The organism is Bradyrhizobium sp. MI1.7 (assembly GCF_055811795.1).
The window spans coordinates 69,191-80,210 of the sequence record NZ_JBVVPO010000016.1; the positions used below are offsets into that span (position 1 = coordinate 69,191).

The window sequence follows — 11,020 nt, forward strand, 5'->3', positions numbered from 1 at the left end:
CCCAGAACGATAGAAATCCCGGAATCGCCCCGCGGCTGGTATGGAGCAGATCGCCAATCCCAGCAAGGGCGGCCACAGTTTTGCAGGGCAGCCGTTCGAGGATTGCGGCACACGGGCCGAGGCAGCTATTTGCCGCGTGTCGTCCGCGATAATTGCCCGGTTTTTTGGGTGCGGCAGCGCACCCAAACCCAGGCAATGACCAGCACCGGGGCTCCCACCGTCACCCAGGCGACATACTGGCCGACCGTTCCCCAGAGTAGCGCAGCCAGCAGGCCGGTGATGGTCGCAGCCGCGAGCAGGATGGGTGCAGCAAAGACACGTATCCACAGGCCCGAGCGGTCAGAGGAGCCATGCATCACGACGGGACCGGGGTTCGTCTGGCGAATGCGTCGCTCCGGGCGGGCGCGCGCTTGCGCCGCCGTGCCAGCCAGAGATAGAGGCCACTGCCGATCACAACGATCGTGAGAATGTCGAGCACGGCCCAGATCACCTTGAGCGGCATCCCGCCATAATCGCCGAAATGCAGCGGCTGCGAGATCAGGAGCGCCTGGAGATAGACCGGCAGCGCCCGGCTGTCGGCGACCTCCCCTGTTTCGCCGTCGAGCAGGACCGGCTTGAGCAGCCGCGCCGTCAGCGCCGTGTCGCCGCGCATGAAGGCGGCGAAGTGGTGCGAGGAGGTGAACGGCGTTCCCGGAAACGCGATGAAGGCAACCTCCATCCCGGGCGCCGTCTGCCTCGCGCGCGCCACAACATCGTCGAGCGAAGCCAGATGCGACGGCGGCGGCTTGCCGGCATAGGGCGCGACCATGCTGGCAAGCTCGGTGGCCTTCCACTGGTTGAGCATCAGCTCGGCCCAGGTGTTGACGACGCCGGTGAGGCCTACCACCAGTGCCCAGGCCACCGTCACGACGCCGATCAGATTGTGCCAGTCGAGCCAGCGCACGCGGCGCGAGGCGTGGCCGCGAATGGTGGCAAAGCGCAGCCGGCGGGTGAACGGCCAGTACAGCACCACGCCGGAGATGATGGCGATGGCGAACAGCAGGCCCATCCCGCCGAGGAACAGTTTTCCGGGCTGGCCGGCAAACATGTCGGTATGCAGCTTGAGCATGATCAGCATCGGCCCGATGCCGACCGGTCCGAGCAGCTTGGTCGACATCGCATCGAACGCGCGCACGGTCGTGTTGTCGGGCAGCCCGTTGACGGCGCTGTTGGTGAACGCGGTCACGATCCCGGGCTCGTCCTTGTCCCAGGCGATATATTGCAGCACCCGGCCGGGATCGGCGGCGAGCGCGGCGTCGGCGACGGCTTGCGTCGTCGCACGCGCCGCGCCCGCATGAGCTTCGGGCTGGGGGGCATAGCCCAGGAGCTCATCGATCTCGTGATGGAAGATCAGCGGCAGGCCGGTCAGGCAGAGCAGCAGCAGGAAGACGGTCGAGATCAGGCTGGTCCAGGTGTGGACCACGGACCAGAGCCTGACCGTGCGCGCCTTCACGAGGCCCTCCCCTCGCCGGTGCCTACCACTTGTAGGAGACGCTGGCGGTGACGCGCCGGCGGTCGCCGTAGAAGCATGACGAGGCCGCCGCGCAGCTTGCGACATAGATCTTGTCGGTCAGGTTGATCACGTTGATTGCCGTGCGCCAGTTCTGCCACTCGTAGTGGACCGCGAGGTCGCCGAGCACGACCGCGGGAACCTCGAGGGTGTTGGCGGCGTCCGCCCAGGAGGCGCCGACATAGCGCACGCCGCCGCCGAAGCCGAATCCCGCAAGCGGTCCGTCCTTGAATGTGTAGTCGGCCCAGCCCGAGACCAGGAGCTCAGGCGTGTTGGTCGGCGTCTTGCCGACCAGCGCCGGGTTCAGGTCCCTGCTGGTGAAGAGATGATAGGCCGTGAAGGCGCCGATGAACTTTAACTCCTTCGTCGCATTTGCGACCGCTTCGAGCTCGATGCCGCGCGAGGTCACCTCGCCGGTTTGGTTCTGCAGCGTGGTGATGATCGGATCGGTAGTGGGTACATTCTGGCGCTTCAGGTTGAACACCGAGGCAGTGAAGTAGCCATCAAATCCCTTGGGGGCGACCTTGACGCCGATTTCGGCCTGCTGGCCGGTCTCCGGCTGGAACAGCTGATTTTGCGCGTTGAGCCCGATAATCGGGTTGAAACTCGTCGCGTAGGAGATGTAGGGCGCGATGCCGTTGTCGAAATTGTAGATCAAGCCTGCGCGACCGCTGAACTGGCTGTCATTGTTGCTGGCGAGCGTCGCCCCAGTGTCACGGGCGGCCTGCGTCGTCTCGACCCAGTCGTTGCGGCCGCTCAGCACCAGCGTGAAGTTACCGAGCTTCATCTGGTCCTGGAGGTAGGTGCCGGCCTGCTTCTGCGTGATCAGGAAGTTACGGAACGGCGGGCCTGTGAGCGGGATGTTAATGCCGTAGACCGGATTGAGCACATTGATCGGAGGAACGGTGCCGAAGTTGAAGGCCTGATAGTCGTCGATCTGATAGCCCTTCAGATCGACACCGAACAGCATCGTGTGCCTGACAGGACCGGTGTTGAAGCGATATTCCAGCTGGTTGTCGAGATCGGCCTGGTTGGCGGTATCCTTCGCATACCAATTGTAGCGACCGAGAGAGGCCGCATTGATATTGTCCCAGCCGTTGCCGATGTAACCGCGATAGGTCAGGTCGATATGCGCAAATCGCGCATTCTGCCGGAACGTTAGATCGTCGGTGACATTGCGCTCGAACTGATAGCCGAGCATCTCCTGCTCGCGCGTGAACTTGTCGACGCTGGGATCGCCGGCGAAGAAGCTGGTCGGGATCTTGCCGAACGGCGCGTTGGTCACCGTGCCCTGGTAAGGCAGGAAGTTGATGCCGCGGGTGTCGGTCTTCGATGCCGACGCCAGAACCGTGAAAGTCGTATCGGCATCCGGCTTCCAGGTGAAGGACGGCGCAATGAAGTAGTTGTTGTCCGGCGTGAAGTTGACCTGCGTGTCGCCGTTCCTGATCTCGCCGACGACGCGGTAGAACAGCTTGCCGTCCTGGGGCTGCGTTGCAACGGGCCCGCCGACATCGAAGCCGACATAGGCGTTGCCGAAATTGTTGACGCCGGTCTCGATGTAGCGGATCGGCTCGGTCGGCGGCATCTTGCTGATGACATTGACGATGCCGCTCGGGCTCGATCCACCATAGAGCACCGCCGACGGGCCGCGTAACACCTCGACTCGCTCCATATTGGACGGCGGAAGCCGCCAGCTCGCATAGGCCGTGTAGAACAGCTGCGTGCCGTCGAGAAACAGTCCGATGTCGTCGGACTTGAAGCCGCGGATCAGCCACCAATCGTTGCGCGTGTCCGCACCGAAGGTGCCAGCCCGCACGCCGGCGGTGTAGCGCAGAACCTCGTCGAGCTTGGTCGCCTTCTGGTCGCGGATCTGGTCCGCGCCGATCACCGACACCGATTGCGGCGTCTCCATGATCGGCGTGTTGGTCTTAGTGCCCGACGAGCTGCGGTTGGCGACGTAGCCGTTCACCGGACCGCGCGGCGTCTCGACGAAGCCGACATTGCGCTGCTGAAGCGGTCTGCGGCTGGCGGCGGTCTCTACCGACGGCCGCGCCACGCGGCGGGCGGCCGCAGCAGGTGCGCGGCGTCGTGCTTCCGGCGCGTTGACGGTGACCGACGGCAGGTTTTGCGCACCGCCTTGCGCCGAGGACTGCGCAAGCGATGCCTGCGGTACCACTGCGAAAGCAGACGCGGTCGCCAAGACGACCGACCGCAGCATACGAAGACTGTTCAACGCGCACCCCAACATGTCTGTTTGCTTGCGTCATGCCGTCGTTCCCCCAACGGCAGGCGCTTGCAGTGACGCTTAGGTGAGCGCGCGCGAATTCCCTAATTGAAAACCTCTTAGAAGGGTTCTTAGAAATGATCCAACATTCCCGGAGATTTCCGAGAGATCAGCGTGAAACTTTCTCGGCCTCGAGCATCTTCTCGGCTGTCGCCGTGAGACGGTCGATCTGCGCCAGCAGCGTCTCGAACTCGTCCTTGCTCAACTGTTCCAGCAATTGCCGATTGCGCTCCTGCGCGCCTTCGACGATTGCATCATGCGCGGCGAGCCCTGCCGCGGTCAGCGCGACCAGCACCTCGCGGCTGTCCTTCGGGTTCGCCGACTTCGCGATCAGCTTGCGCGAGACGAGTTCCGCGAGCGCGCGGCTGATCTGGCCCTTGTCCTGGCCGACGGCTTCGGCGAGTCGCGCCACGCTCATCGGCGGACGGCGACCGAGCGAGGCGACCAGACCGAACTCGACCGAGGACAATCCGGCGAGGCGCTTGTAGCGCAGGATCGCGCCACGCTTGAGCAAATTGGCGAGCACCATCAGCCGTGACGACAGCATCACGGTGATCGGCGCCGGCGAGTGGCTTTCGTCCGCATCGGGCGATGCGTGCCCGTCCCTGCTCGATGTCTGGCTCATGATCCACCTCTGCCAAGAAAGCCGGGGCGTGCCAAGCGCTGGTAGCGCAACCTCCCCAACCTGATTCCAAATGCGATTAAGAGGCATTCTGGAATATCGTTGACATTGTCATCGAATTATTTTTCACTGGGTCACCGCATCAAAACGACCCGGCCACCCAAGGCCAGCGGCGGGAGGAACAGCATGACGATGACCCAGCGGGATCGCGATCTCGGCACCGCCTATGCGATGAAGCCGGCGCATACGCGCACCGAGCTCACCTCGGTCGCGCGCGGCACGCCGATGGGCGAATTGCTGCGCCGCTACTGGCATCCGGTCGGGCTCGTCAGCGACGCCACCGACACGCCGAAAAAGGTCCGCGCGCTCGGCGAGGATCTGGTGCTGTTCCGCGACAAGCACGGCCGCGCCGGCCTGTTGCACGCGCGCTGCTGCCATCGCGGCACCACGCTCTACTATGGCAAGGTCGAAGAGGACGGCATCCGCTGCTGCTATCACGGCTGGAAGTTCGACACCGAAGGCCATTGCCTCGAACAGCCCTGCGAGCCCGACGGCGGCCAGTTCAAGGACAAGGTGCGCCAGCCCTGGTACCCGATCGAGGAGCGCTACGGGCTGATCTTCGCCTATATGGGCCCGGCCGAGAAACGCCCGGTGCTGCCCGCTTACGAATGCCTGGAAAACATGGACGAAGGCGAGTTCGTCGAGGCCGACGATTCCTCGATCGGCGGCGGCGGCCCCGCGATCATCCCCTGCAACTGGCTGCAGCATTTCGAGAACGTGGTCGATCCTTATCACGTGCCGGTGCTGCACGGCTCGTTCTCGGGGCCGCAATTCACCAACATGATGGCCTCGATGCCGGAGGTGAAGTTCGACAAGACGCCGCGCGGCATCGCCGTGCGCTCGATCCGCAAGCAGGACGACGGCAAGGTGTTTTACCGCGTCACCGAAGCCGCCCTTCCCACCTTGCGCGTCGTGCCCAATCCGCGCGTGGCGCAATTCGCCCGCGTCGAGTCGATCGGCTGGACGCTGCCGATCGACGACACCTCGTTCCGCATCTACGTCGCCGGCCGCGTCAAGGCTTCCGGCGACATCGGCCGCATGCGCTCGAAGTTCAACGGCAAATTCTGGTGGGACATGACCGAACAGGAGCACCAGCAATTCCCGGGCGATTACGAGGCCCAGGTCGGCCAGGGCCCGCAGACCATCCACTCCGAGGAGCATTTCGGCCAGAGCGACCGCGGCATCCTGATGATCCGGCGCATGCTGACCGAGCAACTGGAGGCGATGGAAGCAGACCGCGATCCGATCGGCGTGTCGTTCGATACAAGTGCTGCGCCGGTCGAATTCGAAGCGGGGAATTACATCCGCGAAGGCTGAGTTTTTGTTTGGCGCGTTTTCTTCACGCGAACCGGTATCCACTTCGTTCGAAAACGCTCTCGACCAGCCTCACGAAGGGCTGGACCGGCAACGATAACAAAGACAAATTGGGGGGATGCGATGGTCGATGTGACGTCACAGATGTCGGTGCAAACGGCCGCCGCAGCAAAGCCCCCGGCGCGGCGCTATTACGTGCTGGGCCTGCTCACCATCATCTATGCGCTGAACTTCCTCGACCGCACGATCTTCAACGTCCTGATCGAGCCGATCAAGAAGGAGTTTCAGCTCAGCGACACCATGATGGGCCTGCTCGCGGGCTTCGGCTTCGCACTGTTCTATTCCCTGCTCGGCATTCCCATCGCGCGCGTCGCCGACCGGCTCAACCGACGCAACATCGTCGCGGTCGCCTTTGCGTTCTGGAGCGCGATGACGGCGCTGTGCGGGGCAGCCTCGAGCGTGACCTCGCTGGCGCTGGCGCGCATCGGCGTCGGCATCGGCGAATCCGCGGGCTCGCCCGCTTCGCAGTCGATCGTCGCCGATCTCTTCACCAAGAACGAGCGCCCGCGCGCGCTGGGCATCTACGCCATCGGCACCTATCTCGGCGTCTTCCTCGGCTATTTCATCGGCGGCTACGTCAACCAGCACTATGGCTGGCGGATGGCGTTCTATGTCGCCGGCCTGCCCGGCATCCTGCTCGCATTGATTCTGTGGCTGACGATCTCCGAGCCGAAGCGCGGCGCGATGCAGGAGAGTTTCGTGCCGGAGCCGCTCGGGCCGACACTGCGCTTCCTGGCCTCGCAGCAGAGCTTCATCATCGTGCTGATCGGCTTCTGCCTCACCACCTACACGAACTACGCAACGGCGGCCTGGATCCCGCCCTTCCTGGCCCGCGTGCACCATCTGTCGAGCGCCGAGATCGGCACCTATGCCGGCACCTTTAAGGGGCTCGCCGGCATGGCCGGCACCCTGCTCGGCGGCTTCGTGGTGGCGCCGATCAGCCGCCGCGACGATCGCTGGAAGCTGTGGGCGCCGGCGATCACCTCAGGGCTGGCCGGCCCGGTGTTCGCGCTGTGCATGCTGACGCAGGATTTCGCGATGATGGTCGCCATGCTGGCGCTGACCTCGTTCCTGGTCGGCTTCCATCTCGGGCCGATCTTCGCGATCGCGCAGACGGTGGCGAAGCCGAGCATGCGGGCGCTCGCCTCCGCCCTGATCGCGCTCACCGCCACCTGCTTCGGCCAGGGCGTCGGCCCGCTTGCCGTCGGCATGGTCAACGACGCCCTCAAGGGCACCTACGGCGCGGACGCCGTGCGCTATTCCCTGCTCTCGGCGGCGATCACGACCACACTGGGCGCCCTGCTGTTCGTCTGGGCAGCCCGTTCGATCCGGGACGATATCGGCCGGGCGGCCGCCTGAGACCTGTTCCGGCCGCCAGCCCGGCGAAACCAAGCGGGCGTATTAATGAAACCATTTTGCGGAACCCGCGAAACCATCCGGAAACAGATGGTCCTTAAGACATGAGCCCATAGACGGCGGCTAAGCCCGTCGGGAGGCTTATATGAACCACTCAATTCACTCGGCTGATCGTGGCACCCACCTGAAGATCGTGGTGGTGGCGCTGGTTGCTGGTATTCTGGTCGCCGGCTTCGGGATCGCAGCCCGCACCAACGTCGATTACAGCCAGACCGCCCAATCGGCCCACGTGATCAAGGCCGGCAAGGCGGTGGCCGTGACCAGCGCAGGCACGTCGGAGATTCGCTGACACGCCCTGTTTCGGGCTGACAGAGGCCGCCGCCTGGCGGCCTTTTTCGTTTTCCAGAGCAATGCTTAGCCGATGCGTCCTGACAAAGCGCAACGTCCTTGACTTCACCAAGCCCCGCCTTTAAGTCCCCCCTCGTTCCGCGCGCTTTCAGCGAACCACGCGGGAGTAGCTCAGTTGGTTAGAGCGCCGGCCTGTCACGCCGGAGGTCGCGGGTTCGAGCCCCGTCTCTCGCGCCATTTTGGCAATCCCTTCATAGTCTTAGCCCGAACTTCTCGAAGCCTTTCGCGGCATTGCCGGCGTCTGCCGGGAACTCGTGGCATAGTCAGCCCGCGCCCGAATCGTCTACGCCTTCCAGGACTTGGAGGGATCCCCACGCTTTACCGGCTTTTCCGGGGCTTCCCTGTCATTGAGGAGGCCAGACATGGCTAAGAAGGATTCGGCCAAGAAGGATTCGGCGAAGAAGGCAGCCGCTCCCGCCACCATCACGCTCAAGCACCTCGCCGCTGACGTCGCGGAGAGCCAGGACCTCTCGAAAAAGCACGCCGAGGCCGTCCTGACCGACATGGTCGATCTGATCGCCAAACACCTCAAGAAGGGCGACCGCGTCCGCATCGTCGGGCTCGGCATCCTCCAGGTCCGCAAGCGCGCCGCCCGCACCGGCCGCAACCCCACCACCGGCGAGGCGATCCACATCAAGGCCAGCAAGAAGGTCGCCTTCCGCCCGGTCAAGGAGCTCAAGGAAGCGATCTAGCAGCTACGTTTCGTTAAGCCTGATCCGCTTTCGTTCGGCCGCATCACGGCCCGCTTTTCTGATATACCGCCTGCTTCCCCCAAGCCTTGCTTCCCCAAGACCCGGCGGTTTGACCAGAAATGTCCTCCCTCTCCTTTTCGCACACCGTGACCGAACGCTTCCTGCGCTACGTCACCATCGACACCCAGTCCGATCCGGAATCCCCGGCCTCGCCCTCGACCGAGAAGCAGAAAGATCTCGGCCGCGTGCTCGCCGCCGAGCTGAAGGCCATGGGCGTCGCCGACGCGCATCTCGACGACTTCGGCTACGTCTACGGAACGATCCCGGCCAATACGACCAAGAAGGTGCCGGTGATCTGCTTCTGCTCGCACATGGACACCTCGCCCGACGTGACCGGCAAGGACGTCAAACCGCAGCTGGTGAAGGACTATCGCGGCGGCGATATCACGCTGCCGGGCGATACCAGCCAGGTGATCCGCTTCACTGAACATCCCGCGCTGAAGAACCAGATCGGCAACGACATCATCACCACCGACGGCACCACGCTCTTGGGCGCCGACAACAAGGCCGGCGTCGCCGAGATCATGGATGCCGCGCATTTCTTCATCAACAACCCCGATGTGAAGCACGGCACCATCAAGATCCTGTTCACGCCGGACGAGGAGATCGGCCGCGGCGTCGACAATGTCGACCTGAAGAAGCTCGGCGCCGATTTCGGCTACACCATGGACGGCGAGAGCGCCGGCAGCGTCGAGGACGAGACCTTCTCGGCCGACGGCGCCACCATCACCATCAACGGCGTCAGCGCCCATCCCGGCTACGCCAAGGGCAAGATGGAGCACGCGATCAAGATCGCAGCCGCCATCGTCGAGCGGCTGCCGAAGGAAGGCTGCTCGCCCGAGACGACGTCAGGCAAGCAGGGCTTTCTGCATCCGATCGGCATCGACGGCGCGCTTGAGCAGGCGACGCTGTCCTTCATCGTGCGCGACTTCACCGAGGAGGGGCTGAAGGAGAAGGAAGTCCTGCTCGAGAACATCGTCAAGGACGTGATGAAGGACTATCCGCGCTCGACCTACAAGTTCGACGTGCGGGAGCAGTACCGCAACATGAAGCAGGTGATCGACCGTCACCCGCACATCCTCGAATACGCCATCGAGGCGATCCGCCGCGCCGGCCTGCGCCCGATGCGCACCGCGATCCGCGGCGGCACCGACGGCTCGCGCCTGTCCTTCATGGGCCTGCCCTGCCCCAACATCTTCGCCGGCGAGCACGCGTTTCATTCGCGGCTCGAATGGGTCAGCCGGCAGGACATGGAAAAGGCGGTGCAGACGATCGTGCATCTCGCGATGATCTGGGAGGAGAAGGCGTAGGAACGCCGCACCTCCCGGCAGCAGGGCAAAATAATTCCGAGCCCTGCGGAACGATCCAGTACGGGGCGCGTTAGCGTCTCAAGTCCCAAGGATGAGAATGTGAGCACATAAGGCCTCAGCCGGTCAGCCCCGGGCTGGGGCCTTTCCGCGTTTGGATCGCGCGCAAAGGCCCCCCTCAGGCAGTCACGGCAGCTTGCCCGCCGCGATACTCTGCCCATGCTTGCCGCAAGATTTGCAGCGACGAGGTCAGGAAGATTCCAGCCATTACCGCAGCGACAGCCAGATCGGGCCATGCCGTCGCGGTTCCAAATACACCGATGGCAGCGACCATCACGATGACGTTGCCGATCGCGTCGTTGCGCGAGCAGAGCCAAACCGAGCGCACGTTGGCATCGCCGTCCTTGTAGCGCGCGAGCAGGAGAACCGAAGTCAGGTTCGCTGCCAGGGCGGCCAGGCTCATCGCTCCCATCAGCTCCGCACGCGGGAGCCCCAGGACCAGGGTCTGATAGAGCGTTGACCCGAACACCCAGGCGGCCATGGCACTGAGCGACAACCCCTTGAACAACGCGGCGGTGGCACGCGTCTTGATGCTCGCGCCGATCACCGAAAGGCTCAGGCCGTAGGTGACCGTGTCGGCGAGGAAGTCGAGAGCGTCGGCCTTGAGCGCCTGGGAGCCGGCCAAATGGCCCGCCGCCATTTCGCTCACGAACATCGCCGCGTTGATGGCGATGACGGTCCACAGCACGCGCTTGTATCGCGGATCGAGCCCGTCGAAGACCGGAACGCCCGCCGAGCAGCAGTCGGCGCAACCTGACGCGGCGACTTCCTCCACACGGGCTTTGGCGGCTTCCCCGCAGCACGCATCGTGCGAGCAGCAAGACTCTTCGGGCATTCCGAGCTCCCTCTCGTCGTTTCTATCTTACCATGGGACCGCAACGATGGCGATGAACGGACGTCGCTGCTTGCAATCGCATGGACACATGCGGGTGCGACGTTCAGCTCCCCACACCTAACATTATTGCGGGTCGACACTGTTCCGGTCGCCATGCTACGAACCCGGACGTAACCAGAGTGACTTCGTGACTGCGATCCGCCGCCCGATCAGATTGTTTCGCCTGCGCAACTGGCGCGGGCTGTTGGCTGCGTGTCTCGCAATCAGCTATCTGCTGTCGGGGGGGGGGGCGGGGGGGGCCGGCCGGGCGGGGGGCCGCCCCACCCGCCGGGGGGGGGGGGGGGGGGGTGGGGGTGGGGGGGGTGGGGGGGGGGGGGGGGGGGCGGCCCGGGGGGGGGGGGGGCGGCACCCGG

At 64.4% G+C, this 11,020-nt stretch carries 10 protein-coding genes and 1 tRNA gene; 6 read left to right on the forward strand and 5 right to left on the reverse strand.

The window, feature by feature from the left end:
* Window positions 1-125 precede the first annotated feature (125 nt).
* The 4 genes from AC0L3X_RS17245 to AC0L3X_RS17260 all read right to left on the reverse strand — a co-directional run bounded on the left by AC0L3X_RS17245 (window position 126) and on the right by AC0L3X_RS17260 (window position 4,458).
* Window positions 126-356 carry a hypothetical protein gene (locus tag AC0L3X_RS17245; protein WP_063982974.1) on the reverse strand — a complete coding sequence of 77 codons (231 nt, stop codon included), beginning with the start codon at window positions 354-356 and terminating at the stop codon, window positions 126-128.
* Entirely contained in the window at window positions 356-1,492 is a 1,137-nt protein-coding gene (locus AC0L3X_RS17250; RefSeq protein WP_135216781.1) for a PepSY-associated TM helix domain-containing protein, read from the reverse strand. The genes AC0L3X_RS17245 and AC0L3X_RS17250 overlap by 1 nt, the downstream gene beginning before the upstream one ends.
* A gap of 22 nt (window positions 1,493-1,514) precedes the next feature.
* Window positions 1,515-3,767: a TonB-dependent siderophore receptor gene (locus AC0L3X_RS17255; protein WP_208089450.1), complete on the reverse strand. Its 2,253-nt coding sequence runs from the start codon at window positions 3,765-3,767 to the stop codon at window positions 1,515-1,517.
* A 175-nt stretch (window positions 3,768-3,942) separates the two neighbouring features.
* Window positions 3,943-4,458, reverse strand: coding sequence for a MarR family winged helix-turn-helix transcriptional regulator (locus tag AC0L3X_RS17260; protein WP_038943030.1), 516 nt, complete (start codon window positions 4,456-4,458; stop codon window positions 3,943-3,945).
* Window positions 4,459-4,641: 183 nt separating this feature from the next.
* On the opposite strand from AC0L3X_RS17260, the gene AC0L3X_RS17265 reads away from it, so the two are divergent.
* The 6 genes from AC0L3X_RS17265 to pepT all read left to right on the forward strand — a co-directional run bounded on the left by AC0L3X_RS17265 (window position 4,642) and on the right by pepT (window position 9,715).
* Window positions 4,642-5,832, forward strand: coding sequence for an aromatic ring-hydroxylating dioxygenase subunit alpha (locus AC0L3X_RS17265; RefSeq protein ID WP_354096090.1), 1,191 nt, complete (start codon window positions 4,642-4,644; stop codon window positions 5,830-5,832).
* A gap of 120 nt (window positions 5,833-5,952) precedes the next feature.
* On the forward strand, window positions 5,953-7,248 hold the full coding sequence (locus tag AC0L3X_RS17270; protein WP_473316534.1) for a spinster family MFS transporter: 1,296 nt from the start codon (window positions 5,953-5,955) through the stop codon (window positions 7,246-7,248).
* Between the two features lie 142 nt (window positions 7,249-7,390).
* Window positions 7,391-7,594, forward strand: a complete 204-nt coding sequence (locus AC0L3X_RS17275) for a hypothetical protein (protein WP_063982969.1) — start codon at window positions 7,391-7,393, stop codon at window positions 7,592-7,594.
* Window positions 7,595-7,753: 159 nt separating this feature from the next.
* A tRNA-Asp gene (locus AC0L3X_RS17280) sits at window positions 7,754-7,830 on the forward strand.
* 185 nt (window positions 7,831-8,015) lie between these two features.
* A complete protein-coding gene (locus AC0L3X_RS17285; protein ID WP_063982968.1) occupies window positions 8,016-8,345 on the forward strand; it encodes an HU family DNA-binding protein in 330 nt (109 codons plus the stop codon).
* A gap of 119 nt (window positions 8,346-8,464) precedes the next feature.
* A complete protein-coding gene (gene pepT, locus AC0L3X_RS17290) occupies window positions 8,465-9,715 on the forward strand; it encodes a peptidase T (protein ID WP_063982967.1) in 1,251 nt (416 codons plus the stop codon).
* A 175-nt stretch (window positions 9,716-9,890) separates the two neighbouring features.
* Here pepT and AC0L3X_RS17295 read toward each other — a convergent pair whose 3' ends face one another.
* Window positions 9,891-10,607, reverse strand: a complete 717-nt coding sequence (locus tag AC0L3X_RS17295; RefSeq protein WP_071913348.1) for a cation efflux transmembrane domain-containing protein — start codon at window positions 10,605-10,607, stop codon at window positions 9,891-9,893.
* Between the last annotated feature and the right edge of the window lie 413 nt (window positions 10,608-11,020).

Excerpts from the sequence above, each read along its gene's own strand:
- AC0L3X_RS17245 (WP_063982974.1), bottom strand. The coding sequence starts at position 356 with ATGCATGGCTCCTCTGACCGCTCGGGCCTGTGGATACGTGTCTTTGCT.
- AC0L3X_RS17255 (WP_208089450.1), bottom strand. The coding sequence starts at position 3,767 with ATGCTGCGGTCGGTCGTCTTGGCGACCGCGTCTGCTTTCGCAGTGGTA.
- AC0L3X_RS17260 (WP_038943030.1), bottom strand. The coding sequence starts at position 4,458 with ATGAGCCAGACATCGAGCAGGGACGGGCACGCATCGCCCGATGCGGAC.
- AC0L3X_RS17265 (WP_354096090.1), top strand. The coding sequence starts at position 4,642 with ATGACGATGACCCAGCGGGATCGCGATCTCGGCACCGCCTATGCGATG.
- AC0L3X_RS17270 (WP_473316534.1), top strand. The coding sequence starts at position 5,953 with ATGGTCGATGTGACGTCACAGATGTCGGTGCAAACGGCCGCCGCAGCA.
- AC0L3X_RS17275 (WP_063982969.1), top strand. The coding sequence starts at position 7,391 with ATGAACCACTCAATTCACTCGGCTGATCGTGGCACCCACCTGAAGATC.
- AC0L3X_RS17285 (WP_063982968.1), top strand. The coding sequence starts at position 8,016 with ATGGCTAAGAAGGATTCGGCCAAGAAGGATTCGGCGAAGAAGGCAGCC.
- pepT (WP_063982967.1), top strand. The coding sequence starts at position 8,465 with ATGTCCTCCCTCTCCTTTTCGCACACCGTGACCGAACGCTTCCTGCGC.
- AC0L3X_RS17295 (WP_071913348.1), bottom strand. The coding sequence starts at position 10,607 with ATGCCCGAAGAGTCTTGCTGCTCGCACGATGCGTGCTGCGGGGAAGCC.